Annotated in this window: 16 protein-coding genes; 10 read left to right on the top strand and 6 right to left on the bottom strand. The window is 63.4% G+C overall.

Going from position 1 to position 23,252, the window contains the following annotated elements:
- The first annotated feature begins 13 nt into the window (after positions 1-13).
- Positions 14-871 (top strand): efflux RND transporter periplasmic adaptor subunit, encoded by an 858-nt coding sequence (locus tag PQQ51_RS07860; RefSeq protein ID WP_408496204.1) that lies wholly within the window; start codon positions 14-16, stop codon positions 869-871.
- A 624-nt stretch (positions 872-1,495) separates the two neighbouring features.
- Here PQQ51_RS07860 and PQQ51_RS07855 read toward each other — a convergent pair.
- Complete coding sequence (locus PQQ51_RS07855; protein ID WP_408496203.1) at positions 1,496-3,175, bottom strand: methyl-accepting chemotaxis protein; 1,680 nt, start codon at positions 3,173-3,175, stop codon at positions 1,496-1,498.
- A 498-nt stretch (positions 3,176-3,673) separates the two neighbouring features.
- Here PQQ51_RS07855 and PQQ51_RS07850 point away from each other — a divergent pair, with 498 nt between their 5' ends.
- Both PQQ51_RS07850 and PQQ51_RS07845 read left to right on the top strand, forming a co-directional pair.
- The gene (locus PQQ51_RS07850; RefSeq protein WP_408496202.1) at positions 3,674-4,936 is read left to right on the top strand and encodes an MFS transporter; all 1,263 of its coding nucleotides are present in this window, start codon (positions 3,674-3,676) and stop codon (positions 4,934-4,936) included.
- Positions 4,937-5,178: 242 nt separating this feature from the next.
- Positions 5,179-7,083, top strand: coding sequence for a propionate--CoA ligase (locus PQQ51_RS07845; RefSeq protein ID WP_408496201.1), 1,905 nt, complete (start codon positions 5,179-5,181; stop codon positions 7,081-7,083).
- A 42-nt stretch (positions 7,084-7,125) separates the two neighbouring features.
- Here PQQ51_RS07845 and PQQ51_RS07840 read toward each other — a convergent pair whose 3' ends face one another.
- From PQQ51_RS07840 to PQQ51_RS07820, 5 genes are all read right to left on the bottom strand, one after another.
- Positions 7,126-7,941 (bottom strand): 5'-methylthioadenosine/adenosylhomocysteine nucleosidase, encoded by an 816-nt coding sequence (locus PQQ51_RS07840; protein ID WP_408496200.1) that lies wholly within the window; start codon positions 7,939-7,941, stop codon positions 7,126-7,128.
- On the bottom strand, positions 7,938-10,289 hold the full coding sequence (locus PQQ51_RS07835; protein ID WP_408496199.1) for a UvrD-helicase domain-containing protein: 2,352 nt from the start codon (positions 10,287-10,289) through the stop codon (positions 7,938-7,940). Before PQQ51_RS07835 ends, PQQ51_RS07840 begins: the two co-directional genes overlap by 4 nt.
- Positions 10,290-11,015: 726 nt before the next feature.
- Positions 11,016-12,044 (bottom strand): Gfo/Idh/MocA family oxidoreductase, encoded by a 1,029-nt coding sequence (locus PQQ51_RS07830; protein ID WP_408496198.1) that lies wholly within the window; start codon positions 12,042-12,044, stop codon positions 11,016-11,018.
- A complete protein-coding gene (gene iolG, locus PQQ51_RS07825; protein WP_408496197.1) occupies positions 12,044-13,060 on the bottom strand; it encodes an inositol 2-dehydrogenase in 1,017 nt (338 codons plus the stop codon). Before iolG ends, PQQ51_RS07830 begins: the two co-directional genes overlap by 1 nt.
- Positions 13,053-13,934, bottom strand: coding sequence for a MurR/RpiR family transcriptional regulator (locus tag PQQ51_RS07820; RefSeq protein WP_408496196.1), 882 nt, complete (start codon positions 13,932-13,934; stop codon positions 13,053-13,055). Before PQQ51_RS07820 ends, iolG begins: the two co-directional genes overlap by 8 nt.
- 275 nt (positions 13,935-14,209) lie before the next feature.
- Here PQQ51_RS07820 and PQQ51_RS07815 point away from each other — a divergent pair, with 275 nt between their 5' ends.
- The 7 genes from PQQ51_RS07815 (at position 14,210) to iolB (ending at position 23,227) form a co-directional block, all read left to right on the top strand.
- Positions 14,210-15,256: a sugar ABC transporter substrate-binding protein gene (locus PQQ51_RS07815; protein ID WP_408496195.1), complete on the top strand. Its 1,047-nt coding sequence runs from the start codon at positions 14,210-14,212 to the stop codon at positions 15,254-15,256.
- A gap of 145 nt (positions 15,257-15,401) precedes the next feature.
- Positions 15,402-16,565, top strand: a complete 1,164-nt coding sequence (locus PQQ51_RS07810) for an ABC transporter permease (RefSeq protein WP_408496194.1) — start codon at positions 15,402-15,404, stop codon at positions 16,563-16,565.
- A gap of 13 nt (positions 16,566-16,578) precedes the next feature.
- Complete coding sequence (locus PQQ51_RS07805) at positions 16,579-17,409, top strand: ATP-binding cassette domain-containing protein (protein WP_408496193.1); 831 nt, start codon at positions 16,579-16,581, stop codon at positions 17,407-17,409.
- A gap of 65 nt (positions 17,410-17,474) precedes the next feature.
- Positions 17,475-19,508, top strand: a complete 2,034-nt coding sequence (locus PQQ51_RS07800) for a bifunctional 5-dehydro-2-deoxygluconokinase/5-dehydro-2-deoxyphosphogluconate aldolase (RefSeq protein WP_408496192.1) — start codon at positions 17,475-17,477, stop codon at positions 19,506-19,508.
- The gene (iolD, locus tag PQQ51_RS07795; RefSeq protein WP_408496191.1) at positions 19,505-21,493 is read left to right on the top strand and encodes a 3D-(3,5/4)-trihydroxycyclohexane-1,2-dione acylhydrolase (decyclizing); all 1,989 of its coding nucleotides are present in this window, start codon (positions 19,505-19,507) and stop codon (positions 21,491-21,493) included. Before PQQ51_RS07800 ends, iolD begins: the two co-directional genes overlap by 4 nt.
- Positions 21,494-21,503: 10 nt before the next feature.
- Entirely contained in the window at positions 21,504-22,430 is a 927-nt protein-coding gene (gene iolE, locus PQQ51_RS07790) for a myo-inosose-2 dehydratase (RefSeq protein WP_408496190.1), read from the top strand.
- Positions 22,427-23,227 carry a 5-deoxy-glucuronate isomerase gene (iolB, locus tag PQQ51_RS07785; protein ID WP_408496189.1) on the top strand — a complete coding sequence of 267 codons (801 nt, stop codon included), beginning with the start codon at positions 22,427-22,429 and terminating at the stop codon, positions 23,225-23,227. The genes iolE and iolB overlap by 4 nt, the downstream gene beginning before the upstream one ends.
- Positions 23,228-23,252: the final 25 nt, after the last annotated feature.

Genomic DNA, 23,252 nt, shown 5'->3' with positions numbered 1-23,252 from the left:
TCAGAGTCGAAACATGACCATCCGAAATCTTGTTGGCTTCGTCGCGACGGCCATTATTTTTATCGTCGCCATTCTGCTTGGACGCGTGTTGTGGGTTCATTACATGGATGAACCGTGGACTCGCGATGGGCGTGTGCGCGCCGAGATCGTCAATGTCGCGCCGGACGTGTCGGGCGCGGTTGTCGATTTGCCGGTGAAGGACAACCAGCTCGTGAAGAAGGGTGACTTGCTGATGCAGATCGATCCGTCGCACTACGAGATCGCGGTCGAGCAGGCGCAGGCGGCGGTGGCCGCGCGCAAGGCCGAATTGCAGATGAGACGCGACGATGCGCAGCGGCGCGCGGATATGGATGCGTTGGTGGTGTCGAAGGAGAGCCGTGAGAATGCGACGCATACGGCGTCGGCGGCGGAGGCTTCGTATCAGCAGGCGCTGGCCGCGCTCGATGCTGCGAAGTTGAATCTGGCGCGTACGCGGGTGGTGGCGCCGGTGGACGGCTATGTAACCAATCTGAACGTGTTTCGCGGTGACTATGCGACTACGGGTGTTGCCAAGCTGGCGATCGTCGATAGTCACTCGTTCTGGGTTTATGGGTATTTTGAGGAGACCAAGCTTCCTCACGTGCGGGTTGGGGATAAGGCTGAGATCCGGTTGATGAGTGGGGGGACCTTGCAGGGGCATGTCGAGAGTATTTCTCGCGGGATTTATGATCGGGACAATCCGCAGAGCCGCGAGTTGCTTGCTGATGTTAATCCGACTTTTAATTGGGTCAGGTTGGCGCAGCGCGTACCCGTTCGGGTGGGGATTGATTTTGTGCCTAACGGTGTTGTGCTGGCTGCTGGGATTACTTGTACTGTTGTTGTTAAAGGGTGAGTTTTTTCCTGCGGTGGTTGCGGTTTTTTCATTTCATTTCATTTCATTTCTTTTCTTTTTGGTTTGCCAGGGTTGCCCCTGTGCGGGGCGGCACTTACTTTCTTTGCCGCGGCAAAGAAAGGTAAGCAAAGAAAGCCGCTCACACCGCCAGTGCTATGAGTTATCAGTAGCACTTATCTGCCAGTGGCCCCGGAGCATCCGGGTCATCGCGCATTCCGCGTGAGTGACAAGGCCATCGCACATCCCGTCTCGCACTGCGTGCTCGCCGGACCGGTCCGCGCAAACCGAAGGTTTGCATGGGGCATCGCGCCGAGCGAAGCGACGGCTCGCGCTAACGCGCGGCGAAGAGAGTGGTTGATGACGTACCGCTCGGCGCGCGCAGCGCCGCCGGAACTGATGACGGCCTTGTCACTCACGCCGAATGTGCGACACGCCGGATGCCCCGGGGCCACTGGCAGTGACGTACTCTGGGCAACTTCTAGCACTGGCGGTGTGAGCGGCTTTCTTTGCTTATCTTTCTTTGCCGCGGCAAAGAAAGTAAGTGCCGCCCCGCACAGGGGCAACACAAATAGACCACAAACAAATGAAAAAAACCCCAAAAAAACCGCCGCAGGCAAAAAAAAACTACAACCTAAACTTCCCCACCATAACCTTCAACCCCCTAGCCTGATCATCCAGAGACCGAGCAGCCGCAGTAGCCTGCTCCACCAAAGCAGCATTCTGCTGCGTCCCCGAATCCATCTGCGCCACCGCGAGGTTAATCTCCTCAATCCCGGCACTCTGCTCGGACGAAGCAGCAGAAATCTCCCCCATGATGTCGGTCACGCGCTTCACCGCCTTCACGACCTCATCCATGGTCTGCCCGGCATCCTGAGCCAACGTCGACCCATTACCCACCCGCTCGACCGACGTACTGATCAACCCCTTGATCTCCTTCGCCGCCCCGGCGCTGCGCTGAGCCAGATTCCGCACCTCGGCGGCCACCACCGAAAAACCCCGTCCCTCTTCCCCCGCCCGCGCAGCCTCAACCGCCGCGTTCAAAGCAAGAATATTGGTCTGGAAAGCAATTCCCTCGATCACGCCGATGATGTCGCCAATACTGCGCGCACTATCGTTGATCTCGTTCATCGTCGCGACCACCCGGCTCACCACCGCGCCGCCCTTCTCCGCAATCTCCGACGCGTTATTCGCCAACGTGCTCGCCTGCTTCGCGTTGTCCGCGTTCTGCCGCACCGTCGACGTCAGTTGCTCCATGCTGCTCGCCGTACGCTCGAGCGCCATCGCCTGCTGCTCGGTGCGCTGCGACAGATCCAGGTTGCCCATCGAAATCTCGCCCGACGCCGTCGCAATCGCATCCGCGCTCGAAGCAATGTCGGCCACCGTGGTCGCAAGCCCGCTCTGCATGTCGTGCAGCGCAAACAGCATGCTCGACGTGTCCTTGCGACCCAACGCGATCTCGTTCGACAAATCCCCCGCCGCAATCCGGCTGGCAATCTCCTTCGCGTAAGCCGGTTCGCCGCCGAGTTGCCTCGCAAGCCGGCGCACCACCCATTCGCTGATCGCGAAAGCCAGCACGATCAGCCCGATCGTCATCACCGCCAGCATCACGAACGACGAGTGGTAGATGAAGCCGGATGCGTCGATCGTCGCCTTCGCCGCCGTGCCGCGTTGCGTGACGAGTTCGTCGACGAGTTTTTCGAGCTTGCCGGTTTCCACCAGCAGCGAAACGTCCTGCGTGCCGACCTGCCAGTTCATCTGCGACAGATCGAGCGGCTGCGCCTTCACGAGCGTCACGAAATCGCGCAAGTGGCCGCTCCACACGGCAACGGCGGCGGCGAATTTCTTCTGCTGGTCGACGGACTTTGCGTCGGAAGTATCGACGTACTGCTGCAACGTACCGAGTTCGCCGTTCAGGCCGCTCAAGCCCTTGTCGATGTCGGCGCCGAGATCGTCGCGCTCTCTGGCAGTCGTCGCGGTGAGCAGCATTTTTTGCGCACGGCTCGCGCGCAACATGTGGCCGCGCGCTTCCTCGGCGGCACGGCTCGCAACGTAGCCCTGGTCGTAGATGGATTGCGTGGATGCATTCAGGCGGCTGATCTGCGTCAGCGAAAAAATGCCGATCACGAGCGTGCCGATCAACAGAATGGCAAACGCGACGCGCAATGTCGTCTTGACGGACATCCCTCCTAGCCGCACCGCGCCCGAGCGCCGCTTGCCCTGCCCGCGCGACGGCAACTTGCCCGCCGCGTCCCCCTCGGGCACGAATCCGGCACCCGTCTGGCCACTCAGCGAAACTGCTTTCATATTTCTTGTCCCCACGTTCGAACTGCCGGAAAGGTCGGTCCCGACACTGCGTCTTATCTCTCCGGGTCTACGGCATAAACGGCCGCGTTCTTTAACGCCGCCCGCCCGATGCCGCCTTCGTGTCGCCCGGTCCTCGACGCGCCGCTCGGTAAGCAGCACGCCAGCGACCGTTTTATACACGGCCAAAATTCCCCGCCTGCATTTATCAGACAACTTGCCAGCCGGACGTTGTCATGGCAGCACACGTGCCAGCCGGCTTCGTTCGGCACCGTCACGGTGCGCCCCCGCAGCGCTTTCATCAGCGGAAAGTTGGCCTGAACCCACCGATCGTGTCCGATTCTCGACAAAATTTGTCCTTACAATTCGCTCAAGCCACATTAAAATTCGACACATCATTGACACGGCCACACGCCGCGTCAAAATGCCGCGGACCTGATGCCACAAGACCAGGACAGGCCGGCAGCCGTCACTTCCTTTCCCCCTCTCTCATCAAACGTAATGGACACGAGCCTCGATAAAAGCGCCCTTGCAGGCGCATCAGCCGCAGCCGGTACGTCGACGTCGTCGCCGGCGGCCCCAAAAATCCAGCGCACGGTTTACTCCGTGCTCGGTGCGATCAGCTTCACTCACCTGCTCAACGACATGATCCAGTCGCTGATTCTGGCGATCTACCCGATGCTGAAAGACAACTTCTCGTTGTCGTTCGGGGAAATCGGCCTGATCACGCTGACCTATCAGATCACCGCATCGCTGCTGCAACCGCTCGTCGGCAGCTATACCGACAAGCATCCGAAGCCGTATTCGCTGCCCGTCGGCATGGGCTTCACGCTCTCGGGCCTGCTGCTGATGTCGATCGCGCCGAATTTCGGCGTGCTGCTGGTCGCGGCGGCGCTGGTCGGCTGCGGTTCGTCGGTGTTCCATCCGGAGTCGTCGCGGGTCGCGCGCCTCGCGTCGGGCGGCCGTCACGGTTTCGCGCAGTCGCTGTTCCAGGTGGGCGGCAATGCGGGCTCGTCGCTCGGACCGCTGCTCGCGGCGCTGATCGTGATTCCGCATGGCCAGCGCAGCATTGCGTGGTTCTCGCTGGCGGCGCTCGTCGCGATCGTCGTGCTCACGCAGATCGGCCGCTGGTACAAGGCACACCCGGCGGTGAAGAAGGCACGCAGTCAGGTCGGCCACGCAACGCTGTCGCGCAATCAGGTGATCTTCGCCATGAGCGTGCTGATCCTGCTGGTGTTCTCGAAGTACTTCTATCTCGCCAGCATCAACAGCTACTTCACGTTCTATCTGATCGACAAGTTCCATCTGCCGGTACAGGCCGCGCAGGTGCATCTGTTCGTGTTCCTCGCCGCGGTGGCGGCGGGCACGATGATCGGCGGTCCGATCGGCGACCGGATCGGCCGCAAGTACGTGATCTGGGTGTCGATTCTCGGCGTGGCGCCGTTCACGCTGCTGCTGCCGTACGCGAATCTGTTCTGGACCGGCGTGCTGACGGTGGTGATCGGCGTGGTGCTGGCGTCGGCGTTCTCGGCGATCCTCGTCTATGCGCAGGAGTTGATCCCCGGCAAGGTGGGGATGGTCGCCGGGCTGTTCTTCGGTTTCGCGTTCGGGATGGGCGGGATCGGCGCGGCAGTGCTCGGACAACTGGCCGACGCCACCAGCATCGCGTATGTGTACAAGGTCTGTTCGTTCCTGCCGCTGATCGGCGTGTTGACGGTGTTCCTGCCTGACGTCGAAGGCAAACGCGCCGCGGCGAAGGCCTGATCGGGTCGCACGGCATCGAATGACGAAAAAGGCGCTGCGGCGCCTTTTTTGTCGCACGCGCGGCGGTGAACCCGCCGCTCATGCTCATGGAGAACCCGCGTTGTCCGCGAGGCTGCGCCTGCTCTATGCTTGAGCGCACGCACGTCCCGCCCGGCGCCAACGTTGTACGCCGTTGCCTGCCGTCGATTCGTCGTGTGTTCCGCCATCCGCGCTTCATTCACGCAGCAGAAGGATTGCCGTCGATGACCAGCTACCGCGACTTCCACCGCCGTTCGATCGAGAACCCCGAGGAATTCTGGCGCGAACAGGCGCAGCGGATCCACTGGAACACGCCGTTCGATACCGTGCTGGACCGCTCGAATCCGCCGTTCGTGCGCTGGTTCGTCGGCGGCCGTACGAACCTGTGCCATAACGCGGTCGACCGGCATCTGGCCGACCGCGCGCAGCAGAACGCGCTGGTGTATGTGTCGACGGAAACCGGTATCGAGCGGCACTACACCTACGCCGAGCTATACGGCGAGATCAACCGGATGGCCGCGGTAATGCGCTCGCTGGGCGTAAAGCGCAGCGACGTCGTGCTGCTCTATCTGCCGATGATCCCCGAGGCGCTGTTCGCGATGCTCGCCTGCGCGCGTCTCGGCGCGATTCACTCGGTGGTGTTCGGCGGCTTCGCGGCGCCGAACCTCGCGGCGCGCATCGACGACGCAAAGCCCGCACTGATCGTGACCGCCGATGCCGGCGCGCGCGGCGGCAAGGTGATCGACTACACGCCGCTCGTCGACGAAGCGCTGGCGCGCGCGGCACACAAGACGCCGCATGTGTTGCTGATCGACCGGCAACTCGCGCCCGAACGGCTCAACGCGAGTTACCTCGTCGCCTACGAACCGCTGCGCGAGCAGTTCTTCAACGCGCACGTGCCGTGCGAATGGCTCGAATCAAACGAGCCGTCGTACGTGCTGTACACGTCGGGCACCACCGGCAAGCCGAAGGGCGTGCAGCGCGACGTCGGCGGCTATGCGGTGGCGCTGGCGGCGTCGATGGAACATATCTTTCAGGGCCGGCCCGGCGACACGATGTTCACCGCGTCGGACGTCGGCTGGGTGGTCGGCCATAGCTACATCGTCTACGCGCCGCTGATCGCCGGACTGACCACCGTGATGTACGAGGGCACGCCGATCCGGCCCGACGGCGGCATCTGGTGGCGGCTCGTCGAACAGCACAAGATCAACCTGATGTTCACCGCGCCGACCGCGTTGCGCGTGCTGAAGAAGCAGGACCCGGCGTTGATGAAGAAAGCGGACCTGTCGAGCCTGCACACGCTGTTTCTGGCCGGCGAGCCGCTCGACGAACCCACCGCGTCGTGGATCGCCGATGCGCTCGGCAAACCGGTCATCGACAACTACTGGCAAACCGAAACCGGCTGGCCGATGCTGGCAATTCCGCGCGGCGTCGAAGCGCTGCCGACCAGGCTCGGCTCGCCGGGCGTGCCGTCCGCGGGCTTCGCGCTGTGCCTGCGCGACGAACTGAGCGGCGAACCTTGCGCCCCCGGCGAGAAAGGCGTGCTGACGCTCGGCTATCCGCTGCCGCCGGGTTGCATGTCGACGGTCTGGGGCGACGACCAGCGTTTCGTCAGCACGTACTGGTCGAGCATTCCGAACCAGCAGGTGTATTCGACTTTCGATTGGGGCATTCAGGACGAAGACGGCTACGTGACGATCCTCGGCCGCACCGACGACGTGATCAACGTCGCCGGCCATCGGCTCGGCACGCGTGAGATCGAGGAAGCGCTGTCGAGCCATGCAGCGGTCGCGGAAGTGGCGGTGGTCGGCGTGACGGACGCGCTCAAAGGCCAGGTGGCGATGGCGTTCGTGGTGCTGCGCGACGCGCAGGCCTTCGCGACGGAGAAAACCCGCGCGAAGCTCGAGGCCGATCTGTCCGCGACGGTCGACCGGCAACTCGGCGCAATCGCGCGACCGGCACGCGTGCATGTGGTGTCGATGCTGCCGAAGACACGCTCCGGCAAGCTGCTGCGCCGCGCGATCGCGGCGCTCGCCGAAGGGCGCGAGCCGGGCGATCTGCCGACGATCGAAGATCCGGCCGCGTTGCAGCAGGTGAAGGAAGCGTTGGGCGGGGCCGTAAAAGGATAGTCTCGACAGTTCGGGCGCAACAACGCGCGTAATGACGCGCCCTCAAGCCGCCCGGCGCGCGTCCAGAAACCGCGTGAGGATCGCATTCGAATACGTGCCGGCGATCTCCGTCAGAAACGACACGAACGACTGCGGCGCGTGATCGTCCGCGGTATCGGAAATGGTTCGCACGACCGCGCACGGCACGCCGTACTCGTGGCAAACCTGGGCGATCGCCGCCCCTTCCATCTCGACCGCGAGCGCGTCCGGCAGCGCATCGCGCAACGCGGCGACACCCGCCGCACTCGCCACGAACTGGTCGCCGCTGATGATCAGGCCGCGATGCACACGCGGCGTTTGCGTGCCGAAACGCGCCGCCAACGCCGCGCCCTCTTCGGCGACGAAACGCTCGCACGCGGTGGCGAGCTGAGCGGCAAGCGCGGGCTCGGCGGCAAAGCGCGACACGCCGAGCAAAGGCACTTCGAAGCGCGGAAACAGCGGCGACGCATCGAGATCGTGCTGCATCAACGTATCCGCGACGACGATATCGCCGACCCGCACCTGCGGCCCCACGCCGCCGGCCACGCCGGTGAACACCACGGCTTCGACGTCGAACGCATGAATCAGCGCGCTGACCGTTGCCGCGGCCGCGACCTTGCCGACCCGCGCGAGCGTCACCACGCACGGCGCGCCGTGCACGCTGCCGAGGTGATAGTCACGCCGGCCGTGCGTGACGGTGCGCACACCCGACTCCGCGCGCATCGCTTCGATGAGGTCGCCGAGTTCCTGCGGCAAAGCCGCCAGAATGCCCAACGGACGATGCGACACCGGCGCACCGCCCGACGCATTCAAAGTTGAAGAAACGCTGTCCGCGCTCATTCGACCGCCTGCAATTTGGCGACCGCCAGCGCGAGCCACTTCTCGCCGTGCCGCTTGAATTTGACCTGTGCCTTCGCGTCGGTGCCGCCGCCTTCGAGCGCGGTGACGGTGCCTTCGCCGAACTTGGTGTGGAACACCTGCTGGCCGACGCGAAAACCGGTTTCGGCCGCGCGCGTTTCATTGGCGAACGCCGGCAGCGAAGCGGGCGTCGACGACGACGGCCCCGTGTAACCCGGCCGCGCAAACCAGTCGCGCCCGTATCCCGCGTTGTCCGAACGGCCGCCCCAACGCGCGCCCGCCTCGACCTTCGGCGTGAGCCACTTGAGCGTTTCCTGCGGCAGTTCGTCGAAGAAACGCGAACGGATGTTGTAGCGCGTCTGGCCGTGCAGCATCCGGCTTTGCGCGAACGACAGATACAGCCGCTCCTTCGCGCGCGTGATCGCGACGTACATCAGGCGGCGCTCTTCTTCGAGACCGTCCGATTCCATCGCGCTGTTCTCATGCGGGAACAGCCCTTCTTCCAGACCCGTGATGAACACCGCGGTAAATTCGAGGCCCTTCGCCGCGTGCACCGTCATCAGTTGCACGGCTTCCTGACCGGCTTGCGCCTGGTTGTCGCCGGCTTCGAGCGACGCGTGCGACAGGAAACCCGCGAGCGGCGTCATCGTGTCGGGGTTTTGCGCGGGATCGGTGACACTGGGCGCGTCGAGCACGACGGTGTTCGGATCGTCGGTGGCGACCGCCAGTTCCGGCGCGGCGCTCGCACCCGGGCGCAGCGGAATCGAGCGCGCCGGCGTATCCATCCCGTAGCCCTCTTCGCTGACGAACGCGGCGGCCGCGTTGACCAGTTCCTGCAAGTTCTCGAGCCGATCCTGGCCTTCGCGTTCGTTCTGATAGAACTCCGTGAGTCCGCTCGTGCGCACCACGTATTCGACCGTTTCCGGCAGGCTCATCTGCTGCGTTTCCGCGCGCATCTTGCCGACCAGATTCGCGAAGCCTGCCAGACTCGAACCGGCCTTACCCGCAACGTACGGAATCGCCGCGGCCATCGAGCAGTTGTACAGACGCGCTGCGTCCGCGAGTTGCTCGATCGAACGCGCGCCGATGCCGCGCGTCGGGAAATTGACGACGCGGGCGAACGCGGTGTCGTCGTTCGGGTTGTCGATCAGGCGCAGATAGGCGAGCGCGTGCTTGACTTCCTGACGTTCGAAAAAGCGCAGACCGCCGTACACGCGATACGCGATGCCCGCGTTGACCAGCGTGTGTTCGATCGTGCGCGACTGCGCGTTGCTGCGGTAGAGAATGGCGATTTCGCTGCGCGACGTGCCGGTGCTGATCAGCGCCTTGATTTCCTCGACGATAAAGCCGGCTTCCTGGGTGTCGGTCGCCGATTCGTAGACGCGCACCGGTTCGCCGTGACCCGCGTCCGTGCGCAGGTTTTTGCCCAGCCGCCGCGAGTTGTTGGCGATCAGCTGGTTGGCCGCGTCGAGAATATGGCCGTGCGAGCGATAGTTCTGTTCGAGCTTGATCAGATGACGGACGTTGAACTCGTGTTCGAAGTCGCGCATGTTGCCGACGTTCGCGCCGCGGAACGCGTAGATCGACTGATCGTCGTCGCCGACGGCGAAGATCGAGTTGGTCTGGCCAGCGAGCATTTTCAGCCACGCATATTGCAGCTTGTTGGTGTCCTGGAACTCGTCGACGAGAATGTGGCGAAAGCGCGCCTGATAGTGCGCGCGCAGCGGCGGATTGTGTGCGAGGAGTTCGAAACAGCGCAGCAGCAGTTCGGGGAAATCGACGACGCCTTCGCGCTGGCATTGCTGGTCGTAGGCTTCGTAGAGTTCGACGAATTTGCGGTTGAAGTTGTCGGTGGCGTCGACGTCTTTGGGACGCAGCCCTTGTTCTTTCGCGTTGTTGATGAAGTACTGGAGGTTTTTGGCCGGGTACTTTTCATCGTCGATGTTGAGGCCCTTCATCAGACGCTTGATCGCGGAGAGTTGGTCTGCGGTATCGAGAATCTGGAATGTGGCGGGCAAACCTGCATCGCGATGATGGGCGCGCAGCATGCGGTTGCACAGGCCGTGGAACGTGCCGATCCACATGCCGCGTGTGTCGATGGGCAGGAGCGCCTGCAGGCGCGACATCATTTCGCGCGCGGCTTTGTTCGTGAAGGTGACCGCGAGAATCGTGGCGGGCGATGCGAGGCCCTGCTGGATGAGCCACGCGATCCGCGTGATGAGCACGCGGGTTTTGCCGCTGCCCGCACCGGCGAGAATCATGGCCGGTTCGTTGGGGAGCGTGACGGCGGCGTGTTGTTCGGGGTTTAGATTGGCTAGCAGGTCGGGCATTTGTCTGGGGGGGCGGCGGGTCGTTCGGTATTATATGCCCCTCCGGGGTGGGGGGTTTTTTGGTGTCTGTGGGGTGGTTTTGTTTTGGTTTTTTTTGTTTGGCTGTGGTGGCTTCGTTTCTTTGGTCTGCCTGCGGCGGCTGGCTTTCATTTCTTTTTGGTCCATTAGCGTTGCCCCTGTGCGGGGCGGCACTTACTTTCTTTGCCGCGGCAAAGAAAGGTAAGCAAAGAAAGCCGCTCACACCGCCAGTGCTAGAAGTTACCCAGAGTACGTCACTGCCAGTGGCCCCGGAGCGTCAGTGTCGTCGCGCACTCCGCGTGAGTGACAAGGCCATCGCACATCCCGTCTCGCACTGCGTGCTCACCGGACCGGTCCGCGCAAACCGAAGGTTTGCATGGGGCGTCGCGCCGAGCGAAGCGACGGCCCCCGCTAACGCGAAACGAAGAGAGTGGTTGAGTGAAGTACCGCTCGGCGCGCGCAGCGCCGCCGGAACTGATGACGGCCTTGTCACTCACGCCGAATGTGCGACACGCCGGATGCCCCGGGGCCACCGGCAGTGACGTACTCTGGGCAACTTCTAGCACTGGCGGTGTGAGCGGCTTTCTTTGCTTATCTTTCTTTGCCGCGGCAAAGAAAGTAAGTGCCGCCCCGCACAGGGGCAACACAAATAGACCACAAACAAATGAAAAAAACCCCAAAAAAAACCGCCGTAGGCAAACCCAAGCCCTACAAATCAACAGCCCCCCCACGCAACAGCGACTCCCTCAAAGCAACCCCGATCCTGGTAGCCTCAAGCGCATCCCCAAGCGAAGCGCCAACGCCGGCATCCACACCCGCCACAGCATCAACAAACTCCCTGGCCTCAAACAAAAACGCCTCCTCGAACCGCTCAAAAAAACTCCCAGTACATTCATTCCGAACGCCAGAGGCATCAAAAATCTCAACCCGATTCACCCGCGGATTGCGCCCGATCGCCAGCGCCCCAGCCGTACCAATCACTTCGCTATGCGTATCATTCCCATGCGCCTGCGTCCGCGACGCATAAAACATCGCGAGTTGGCCGCCCTCGAACTCACAAATCGCAACGCCGTTATCCACGTCGCCATACTCCCGCAACCCCTCGTGCAACGCCACCGCGCCCGCCGCGAACACGCGTTTCGCCCGCGGCTTGCCCAGCAACCACCTCGCCACGTCAATGTCATGCACGGTGCAGTCGAGAAAAATCCCGCCAGACGTCGCCGCGAACCGTACGAAAAAACCATCTTCGTCGTTCTTATCCGTAGTCTGCGAACGCACCAGAAACGGCCGGCCAATCACGCCGGCTTCAATCTTGTCGAATGCGTCCCTGTAGCTCGGATCAAACCGCCGCATGAAACCGATCGTCGCCTGCAAATGCGGATAACGCGCTGCCTCGGCCAGCACGCGCTCGCATTCGCCAACATCCAGCGAAAGCGGCTTCTCGCAAAACACATGCTTGCCCGCCTGCAACGCATCCACGATCTGTTGCGCGTGCAACGACGACGGCGTGACAAGCCACACCGCATCCACCTCGCGATCCGCCAGCAGCGCGCCGTAATCGTCGTAAAGACGCGGCTCGGGCAAGTTCTCCCGCGCCCACGTCAGCTCATCTTCCACCGGACTGCACGCAGCCACCAATGCCGCGCCCGGCACCCGATAGGCCAGATTCTCCGCATGCCGCTTGCCCAGTCGGCCCAGGCCGACCACGCCCACCCGAAGTCGCGCCGCCGAGGTCATTACGATGCCTCGCCGAGTTTCACCGCGCGACCCTCGCGCCACGAACGCGTCGCCGCGTCGGCAAGCTCCAGCGCCTTCAGGCCGTCCGCGACTGTCGTGCGCACCGGCTTGCCATGCGTGACGGCGTCGAAGAAATGCGCGATCTCCAGCGCGTACGCCGCACGGTATCGCTCGAGGAAAAACGCTTCGGGCACGTCGCTCGATACTTCCGTCTTCGAATACGCGGTCACCTCGGTGGGCCGCACATTGCCCGCCTGCAACATCCCCGTGCTGCCGAGCACCTCGAAACGCTGGTCGTAGCCGTACGCCGCGCGCCGCGCCGTGTTGATCTGGCACAGACGCCCACGCTTCGTGCGAATCGTCACCGCCGTCGAATCGATATCGCCGGCATCGGCAATAGCCGGGTCGGACAGGCAACTGCCGGTCGCGTGCAGCGTGTCGGCTTCGTCGTCGAGAATCCAGCGGAAGATGTCGAAGTCGTGGATCAGCATGTCCTTGAAAATGCCGCCCGAGTGCTTGATGTACTCGACAGGCGGCGCGCCCGGATCGCGGCTCGTCACCACCAGCATTTCCGGCGTGCCGATCTCGCCCGCGTCGATGCGCGCTTTCAGCGCCGAAAACGTCGGATCGAAACGGCGCTGAAAGCCGATCATGCACACCACCCCCGCCCGCTCGACCGCTTCGGCGCAAGCACGCGCACGCGCAAGCGTCAGGTCCACCGGCTTCTCGCAAAACACGTGTTTCTTCTGCGCAGCCGACTTCATGATCAGGTCCGCATGCGTGTCGGTGCTTGAGCAGATCACTGTCGCGCCGATCGACGCGTCGCCGATCGCGCCATCGATATCCGCAACCTGCGCGCCATGTTCGGCAGCAAGCGCCGCGGCCGCTTCGCGGTTCACGTCCACCACGTACTTGAGCCGCACGCCCGGCTGGCGCGCGAGATTCGCTGCATGAATCTTGCCGATGCGCCCCGCGCCGAATACCGCAACGTCGATCGTCCTTACTGCGTCAGTCATCGTATCCTCCAGTGTCTTTGGATTCTTCTACGTTCAGTTCAAGCTTGTACGCAAGCGCAATGAACAATGCCTGGCACAAACAGATCGTGCTGGTCAGCGAGCGAAACGCGAACGCGCTGCCCTCTTTCACATACAGTTGCGTTCTCGCGTAACGCGACAGCGGAGATAGTTGGCTATCCGTAATAACCAGCGTCTTCGCCTGATGGTGATGCGCGACGCGCAGGCAATACTGCGTTTCCTTGCCGTACGGCGCAAAGCTGATCGCGATCACCACGTCGCCTTTCTTCACGCTGCGAATCTGCTCGCGATACATGCCGCCGAAACCGGACACCAGATGCACGCGCTTGGGCGTGTGCTGCAACGCGTAGACGATATAGCTCGCCACCGGAAACGAACGCCGCACACCGATCACATAAATGTTGTCGGCCTGCTGCAGCATTTTCACGGCGGCGTCGAACTGCTTGTCGTCGAGGCCGGCTTCGAGTTCTTCCAGCCCGCCACGCGACGCCGCGATGAATTCGCGCGCCACCGAACCGCCCGACAGCGCGCCCGGCTTCTCGTCGATCAGCTTGCGAATCCTCTGCTGATAACTCGGCGACGACGTGCCCTGCCCCGTATAAGCCTGACGAAATACCGCCTGCAGATCGGAAAAGCCGGAAAACCCGAAGCGCTGCGCGAACCGCACGACCGCCGACGGATGCACACCGCAACTCGCGGCGATATCACTGGTGCGATCCACCATCACACTCGAGCGATGCTGCTCGATATAGGTCGCGACATTCTTCAATTGACGCGGCAATGCCTCGTAGTTTTCTGCGATGCGCTGCATCAATTCTTCGACGCTCGGCAATTCTTCGGTGCTCGGTTCCGCCATGGCTCTCTCTTCAGTGCTTTATTGCAGTGCGCAAGCGCCTTTCAAGGCTTGCACCAGCGCCTGCTGACGCTGCCGATTATAGGCAGGCACTCATTCAAATGGAACGTATTTTCCATTTTTATTTGTCATGAAATTTTCATTGCAACGCGTTGCAAGTTGGCCTAATCTTGGTCGTGAGCGATGGCGCAACGCTGGACAGTCGCGGCAGGAATGCGATGAAAAACCGCCCGCCAGACGCTCCCTTCAATAACGACAGACCGAAAAAGGTGGAGACAATGAGACTTTGCAAGGGCAAGGCCACGCTCAGGATTCTGGTAACGGCATTGACGTTGGCGACGGGATTCGGTGCAGCGTCCGCCGCCCGCGCGGCTGACGCCAAGTTCGTACTGATCAGCCACGCGCCGGATTCGGATTCGTGGTGGAACACCATCAAGAACGCGATCAAACAGGCCGACGAGGATTTCAACGTCGAGACCGACTATCGCAATCCGCCGAACGGCGACATCGCCGACATGGCGCGCCTCGTCGAACAGGCGGCCGCGCGCAATTACGACGGCGTGATCGTCACGATCGCCGACTTCGACGTGCTGAAGAGTTCGATCAACAAGGTGACGGCGAAGAAGATTCCGCTCGTCACGATCAATTCCGGCACCGAGGAACAGAGCGCGCAACTCGGCGCGATCATGCATGTGGGACAACCCGAATACGTGGCGGGTAAAGCGGCCGGCGAGAAAGCCAAGGCGGCCGGCGTGAAATCGTTCCTGTGCGTGAACCACCTCGCCACCAACACCGTTTCGTTCGACCGTTGCCGCGGCTTTGCCGAAGCGCTCGGTGTCGACTACAAGAGTTCGACCATCGATTCCGGTCAGGACCCGACCGAAATCCAGTCGAAGGTCAGCGCCTATCTGCGCAATCACCCGAACACCGGCGCGATCCTGACGCTCGGACCGACCCCGGCTTCGGCCACGCTGAAAGCGGTTCAACAGATGGGCCTTGCAGGCAAGATCTACTTCTGCACGTTCGACTTCTCCGACGACATCGCAAAAGCCATCAAGGACGGCACGATCCAGTTCGCGATCGATCAGCAGCCGTACCTGCAAGGCTATATCCCGGTCGCGGTGCTGGCGATCGTGAAGAAGGAGCACACCACCGATCCGGCGAAGATCCGCCAGATTCTCGAAGCCAATCCGAAGTTCAAGGCGCGTCTCGCCACTTACGGTCTCGCGCCGTCGTATGGTCCGAAGAATATCCGCTCGGGCCCGGGCTTCATCACCAAAGACAATCTCGACAAGGTCATCAAGTACGCAGGTCAGTACCGCTGATTCATTTCTCTAGCTAGTCCGCGCGAAGGCGGGCCCGCATCGCTCCCGATGCGGCCCCACCCGCCGCCACCGCGCATTTCACCGGCTGTCGTTCGCGCAACGCTCTCCGCGCGAGCCGGACACAGCCGGGCATCGAGGAGACATCATGGGTGTAGCCGGCAAACATTTCCCACCGCACGTGAAGACGAGCACCGCCGACGCGCAGCGCAGCACCGCGCTGCCCGATTCGGATGAACGCGTGCGCAAGGAATCCTGGTTCGGGCATTTGCTGAACCGTCCCGAATTCGCCGCGATTTCCGGCGCGGTACTGGTGTTTCTCGTCTTCGCGATCGGCGCCGGCAACTCCGGCATGTTCAATCTCGACGGCGTAATGAACTGGTCGCAGGTGTCCGCGTATCTCGGCATTCTGTCCGTCGGCGCGTGTCTGTTGATGATCGCGGGCGAGTTCGATCTGTCGATCGGTTCGATGATCGGTTTTGCCGGGATGATGGTCGCGATTCCGTCGGTCTATTTTCACTGGCCGATTTCGCTCGCGATCCTGTTCGCGTTCGCCGGTTCGATGCTGCTCGGCGCGCTGAACGGCTATCTGGTGATGCGCACGCGCCTGCCCTCGTTCATCGTCACGCTGGCGTTTCTGTTCATCCTGCGCGGCCTGACGCTCGCGCTGTCGATCATGTTCGCGGACCGCACCATCGTGTCCGGCGTCGGCGATCTCGCGCAACAGGACTGGCTCGCGAATACGCTGTTTCATGGCGTAGCGCTGCATGGCCTCTTTACGATGCTCGCGCATCACGGGATCGGCTCGCTGCTCGATAACGGTCAGGCACTGGTGCCGGGAATTCCGAAGGTGATTCTGTGGTGGTTCGCGCTGGCCGCGGTCTGCGCGTTCGTGCTCGCGAAAACGCGCGCGGGCAACTGGATTCTGGCGGTCGGCGGCGATGCGAATGCCGCGAAAAACGTCGGCGTGCCGGTGCGGCGCGTGAAGATCTCGCTGTTCGTGCTCACCGCATTCTGCTCGTGCCTGTTCGCGGTGCTGCAAGTGTGCGACATCGGCTCGGCCGCCGCGGACCGCGGTCTGCAAAAGGAATTCGAAGCGATCATCGCCGCGGTGATCGGCGGCACGTTGCTGACGGGCGGCTACGGTTCGGTGGTGGGCGCGTGCTTCGGCGCGCTGATCTTCGGCGTCGTGCAGATCGGCATCACGTACACCAATGTCAGTTCCGACTGGTTCCGCGTGTTTCTCGGCGTGATGCTGCTGCTGGCGGTGCTGTTCAATCACTATGTGCGCCGCCGCGTCGCGCAATCGTAACGAGGTAACGACCATGTCCGATACGAATTCCGTCAGCACGTCGCCCGCGAGTGAACCGCAGGACGACGTGATCCTCGCGCTCGAAAACGTCAACAAGTTCTTCGGCAAGGTGATCGCGTTGAGCGGCGTGACCTTGCGCCTGAAGCGCGGCGAAGTGCACTGTCTGCTCGGCGATAACGGCGCGGGCAAATCCACGCTGATCAAAACGCTCGCGGGCGTGCATCAGCCCTCTTCCGGCCAGTATCTGGTGGACGGCAAGCCGGTGCTGTTCGACTCGCCGAAAGACGCGCTCGATCTCGGCATCGCCACCGTCTATCAGGATCTGGCGCTGGTGCCGCTGCTCTCGGTCGCGCGCAATTTCTTCATGGGCCGCGAGCCGCAGAAAAAACTGTTCGGCTTTCTGAACGTGATGGACCTCGACAGGAGCGCGACCACCGCGCGCGACAAGCTCGCCGAAATGGGCATCAACGTGCGCGATCCGCATCAGCCGATCGGCACGATGTCGGGCGGCGAGAAACAGTGTCTCGCGATCGCGCGGGCGATTCACTTCGGCGCGCGCGTGCTGATCCTCGACGAACCGACCGCTGCACTCGGCGTGAAGCAGAGCTTCAACGTGCTGAAGCTGATTCACACGGCGCGCGCGAAGGGCATTTCGGTGATCTTCATCACGCACAACGTGCATCACGCGTATCCGATCGGCGATTCGTTCACGCTGCTCAATCGCGGCAAATCGCTCGGCACCTTCACGAAAGACACCATCAGCAAGGACGAAGTGCTCGACATGATGGCCGGCGGCGCCGAGATGCAGAAGATGATCGGCGAACTCGAAGGCGCGGAAATCTGATTCATTCGCGCGGCAAGCCGGTGCGCTCAGCGCCGCAAACCGCGCCCAGCCATTCAGGACATTTCATGGATCATTCCAGCACATCAGGCGCGGCCGGCACCGTTGCCGCCAGCCGTTTCGCGCCGGGCCGCAGCCGCGACATCGTCTGTCTCGGCCGCCTCGCGGTCGATCTGTACGCGCAGCAAGTCGGCGCGCGGCTCGAAGACGTGTCGAGCTTCGCAAAATATCTCGGTGGTTCGTCCGCGAATATCGCGTTCGGCTGCGCGCGGCTCGGCCTTGCCGCGTCGATGCTCGCGCGCGTCGGCAACGATCATATGGGCCGCTTCCTGACCGAGACGTTGGGCAAGGAAGGCTGCGATGTCAGCCACGTGCGTGTCGATCAGGAGCGTTTGACCGCGCTCGTGCTGCTCGGCCTGAAAGACCGCGATACGTTCCCGCTGATCTTCTATCGCGAGAACTGCGCGGACATGGCGGTGGACGAAGCGGATTTCGACGAAGCGTATATCGCGTCGTCGAAAGCATTGCTGATTACCGGTACGCACTTCTCGACCGAGCAGGTCAATCGCACGAGCCGCCGCGCGCTCGAGTACGCGCGGCGCAATCAGGTGCGCACCGTCCTCGATATCGACTATCGTCCGGTGCTGTGGGGCTTGACCGGCAAAGCCGACGGCGAAACGCGTTTCATCGCGAACGAAAGCGTGACCGCGCATTTGCAGCGCATCCTGCCGCTGATCGATCTGGTGATCGGCACGGAGGAAGAATTCCGCATCGCAGGCGGCAAGAGCGAACTGATCGACGCGCTGGCGATGGTGCGCGCGGTGACGCCCGCCACGCTGGTCGTCAAACGTGGTCCGCTCGGCTGCCAGATCATCGACGGCGCGGTGCCCGCATCGCTCGACGACGCGCCGATCCACGGCGGCGTCGAAGTGGAAGTACTGAACGTGCTCGGCGCGGGCGACGCGTTCGCGTCGGGCTTTCTGTCCGGCTGGCTGCGCGACCAGCCGCTCGAAGCCTGCGCGCGCGCGGCGAATGCGAGCGGCGCGCTGGTCGTGTCGCGGCACGGTTGCGCACCGGCGATGCCGACTCCCGCCGAACTCGACTACTTCCTGCGTGAAGCGAAGGCCGATCCGCAGCGCATGCGCCGCCCCGACCGCGACGCGACGCTCGCGCGCCTGCATCGCGTAACGCCTGCCCGCAAGCAATGGGACGAGGTGCTCGGCTTCGCATTCGATCACCGCAATCAGTTCTTCGAACTCGCGCAGCAGACGGGCGCCGACGAAGCCCGCATCGCGCAGTTGAAGGGGCTGTTCATCGAAGCGGTCGCGCAGACGGAAAGCGCACTGGATTTGCAAGGCCGCATCGCCGTGCTGATCGACGACCGCTACGGTCAGGAAGCGTTGAACGCCGCCACCGGCCGCGGCTGGTGGGTGGGACGTCCGGTCGAATTGCCCGGCTCCGTGCCGCTCGTGTTCGATCACGGCCGCTCGATCGGCACGTCGTTGATCGCGTGGCCGCAGGAGCATATCGTCAAGTGTCTGGTGCAGTTTCACCCGGACGAACCCGTCGAACAGCGCCTCGAACAGGAAGCGCAATTGCGCGCGCTCTACGACGCGACGCAGGCCAGCGGCCACGAGTTGCTGCTCGAAGTGATTCCGCCGAAGCACGCGCATCTGCCGCAAGGGCCGGAGATCGTGTATCGCGCGTTGAAGCGGCTGTACAACATCGGCATCTATCCGGAATGGTGGAAGCTCGAACCGATGGACGCCGCGCAATGGCAAGCCGTCGATGCGCTGATCGCCGAGCGTGATCCGTACTGCCGCGGCGTGGTGTTGCTGGGCCTTTCGGCCGCGGTCGAACAATTGAACGACGGTTTTCGCGCGGCCGCGCAATCGGCAAGCTGCCGCGGCTTCACGGTGGGTCGCACGATCTTCCACGAACCGAGCCACGCGTGGCTCGCCGGCGAAATCAACGACGACGAATTGATCGCCCGGGTCCGGCGCACGTTCGAAACGCTGATCGCGTCATGGCGCGCGACGCGCGGCGCGAAGGCCGCGCAGAACGGCGCGTCGGCCCATGTTCATCAGGAGCAGGCGGCATGAACCAGCTCGTGTTGCATCACGATACGGCGTCCGCCAACGACGCCACTCACGCACGCGCGCCGGCGGGCGGCACCGTCCGCCTGACCACCGCGCAGGCGCTGGTGCGCTATCTGGCCGCGCAACGTGTCGCGACCGAAGACAGCCGCGGCACCGAGCCGCTGTTCGGCGGCGTGTTCGCGATCTTCGGACACGGCAATGTCGCCGGCCTCGGCGAAGCGCTGCACCAGCATCGCGACGAATTGCCGACGCTGCGCGCGCACAACGAACAGGCGATGGCGCATGCCGCGATCGCGTACGCGAAAGCGCATTTCCGCCGCCGGATGATGGCGGTCACCACGTCGATCGGACCGGGCGCGACCAATCTGGTCACGGCGGCGGCGCTTGCGCATGTGAACCGCCTGCCGGTGTTGTTGCTGCCCGGCGACGTGTTCATCTCGCGCGCGCCGGACCCGGTGTTGCAGCAGGTGGAAGATTTCCACGACGGCGGCCTCTCCGCCAACGACGCGTTCAAACCCGTGTCGCGTTACTTCGATCGGATCGTGCATCCGGCGCAATTGCTCAACGCGTTGCCGCGCGCGCTGCGCGTACTCACCGACGCCGCGTTGTGCGGACCGGTCACGCTCGCGTTGCCGCAAGACGTGCAGGCGATGGCGTGGGATTTCCCGGCGGACTTCTTCACGCCGCGCGTGGTCACGTTCCATTCGCCGGCGCCGCGCGTCGACGACATCGAAGCGGCCATCGCGCGGTTGCGGCACGCGAAACGGCCGCTGATCGTCGCGGGCGGCGGCGTGTTGTACGCGCACGCGAGCGACGCGCTGCACCGTTTTGCGGCCGCGCACGGCGTGCCTGTCGCCGAGACTCAGGCGGGCAAAGGCTCGCTCGCCTGGAACGATCCGTTGAATGCGGGCGCGCTGGGCGTGACGGGTTCGTCCGCGGCCAATGCGCTCGCCCACGACGCCGACTGCGTGCTCGCAATCGGCACGCGCTTGCAGGACTTCACGACCGGCTCGAATACGCTTTTCACGCAGGCCGACGTGATCGGCATCAATGCGAATGCATTCGACGGACTCAAGCATCGTGCACTGGTCGTCGAAGCCGACGCGCGTCTCGCGCTCAATGCGCTCGGCGAACAGTTGCAAGGCTGGCATGCGGAGCGCACGTGGACCGCGCTCGCGCACAAACTGTCGACGAGCTGGCGCGACACCGTGAGCACGCTCACGCATGCGCCGCAGCGCGAAGCCGTGCTGCCTTATGAAGGCGACGTGATCGGCGCGGTGCAGCGCTCGAACCCGCGCTCGGCGACGGACGACATCGTCGTGTGCGCGGCCGGCACGCTGCCCGCCGAACTGCACAAGCTGTGGCGCGCAGGCAAACCCGGCGCGTATCACGTCGAATATGGCTATTCGTGCATGGGCTACGAGATCGCCGGCGGCCTCGGCGTGAAGCTCGCGCGGCCGGCGCGCGAGGTGATCGTGATGCTCGGCGACGGCAGTTATCTAATGATGAACAGCGAGATCGCGACCTCGGTGATGCTCGGCGCGAAGCTGATCGTCGTGGTACTCGACAATCGCGGTTACGGGTGCATCAACCGCTTGCAGCAGGCGTGCGGCGGCGCGCCCTTCAACAACCTGCTCGACGACTGCGTGCAAGGCCCGCTCGGCGCGCCGAAGATCGATTTCGCCGCGCATGCCCGCGCACTCGGCGCCGAGGCCGAACACGTCGCCGATCTCGCGGGACTCGAAGCCGCGCTGCAACGCGCGCGCGCTGCGGATCGCACCTACGTGATCAGCATCGACACCGATCCGGCGCGCACCACCGAAGACGGCGGCTGGTGGTGGGAAGTCGTCGTGCCCGAAGTGTCCACACGCGAAGCCGTGCGCGCCGCGCGGGCGCGCTACGACGCGCAACTTGCCGCGCGCGCGCTGCCCGGCGACGCCGCCGATGCCATCGATTCCACGGGCTCCGGCCACCCCGACCACGAATGAGGACGCTCGCATGACTGCTTTCGACGTACGTATCGGCATCAACCCGTTATCGTGGATGAACGACGATCTGCCGTCGCTCGGCGGCGAAACGCCGCTCGAACTCGCGCTGACCGAAGGACGCCAGATCGGCTATCAGGGTTTCGAACTCGGCAACAAGTTTCCGCGCGAACCGCAGGCGTTGAAGACGCTGCTCGCGCAATACGATCTCGCGCTGGTTTCCGGCTGGTATTCGGGGCGTCTCGCGCGACGCAGCGTGGAAGATGAAATCGCCGAGGTGGGTCCGCACCTCGAACTGCTCGCGCAAAACGGCGCGACGGTGATGGTCTACGGCGAAGTGGCCGACTCGATCCAGGGCGCGCCGCAGCCACTGTATCAACGACCGCGTTTTTTCAGCGACGCGCAGTGGGCCGCGTACGCGGCACGCGTCGACGAATTCGCGCGCTATACGCTGAGCCGCGGCGTGCGGCTCGCTTATCATCATCACATGGGCGCGTATGTGGAGACGCCCGCCGACGTCGATCAACTGATGGCGCGCACCGGCGATGCGGTCGGCCTGCTGTTCGACGCGGGGCACATCACGTTTGCTGGCGGCGATCCGTCGGCGGTGCTCGACAAATACATCGCGCGTGTCTGCCATGTGCATTGCAAGGACGTGCGTCCGGCCGTGATGAAACTCGCGCGCAATCGCAACTGGAGTTTTCTCGACGCGGTGCTCAATGGCGCGTTCACGGTGCCGGGCGACGGCGCGGTGAACTTCCCCGCGATCATCGACAGGTTGAAGCGCCACGGCTATCGCGGCTGGCTGGTGGTCGAAGCGGAACAGGATCCGGTGGTCGCGCCTTCGTACGAATATGCGAAGAAAGGCTTCGAGACCTTGAAGGCATTAGTCGACGCGCCGCTCGACGCCGGCAACGACACTCAGCAGGAGGCAGCATGAGCTTATTGGTGAAGGCACAGCGCGAAGGCCAGACGATCGCGCGGGTCACGCCGGAGTCGGCGTGCTGGCGCTACGTCGGGTTCGCCGCGTACCGGCTGGGCAAGGATGAAGTGGTGCATGTGCTCGAGCCGTCGCGCGAGGTGTGCATCGTGGTGCTGACCGGCGCGGTGGATATCGAAACGGCTGGGACTACCTGGCGTTCGCTAGGTTCGCGCGACAGCGTGTTCGAGGACGCCGCACCGTATGCGGTGTACCTGCCGCCCAACGTGAAAACGACGATTCGCGCGTGCCGCGATGCGGAGATCGGCGTCGCGAGCGCGCCCGCGAAGGGCGAGCATGAGGCGCGTCTGATCGAGCCCGGCACGATGAAGCGCTCGACTCGCGGCAAAGGGGCGAATACGCGCTACGTATGCGATATTCTTCCGCAGACCGAGCCTGCCGAATCGCTGCTGGTCGTGGAAGTGCGAACGCCCGGCGGCCACGCGTCGAGCTATCCGCCGCACAAGCACGATACGGACAACGTCCCGCACGAGAGCTCGCTCGAAGAGACTTACTATCACCGGCTCGATCCGCCGCAAGGCTTCGCGTTTCAGCGCGTGTACACCGACATGCGCGACATCGACGAATCGATGGCCGTCGAGAATCACGACGTGGTGATGGTGCCGCGCGGCTACCATCCGGTGATCGTGCCGTACGGTTACGACAACTACTATCTGAACGTGATGGCCGGCGGCCAGCGTGTCTGGCATTTCCGCAACGATCCGGCCCACGAATGGATCATAAATAAGGATGTTTGATTTCTGCTGTCGTCGGCTTAAGGGG

Origin of the sequence: Paraburkholderia xenovorans (assembly GCF_046030735.1) — a bacterium.
In the GTDB taxonomy this organism is placed as follows: domain Bacteria; phylum Pseudomonadota; class Gammaproteobacteria; order Burkholderiales; family Burkholderiaceae; genus Paraburkholderia; species Paraburkholderia xenovorans_A.
This window is presented reverse-complemented; position numbering and strand designations above follow the sequence as displayed.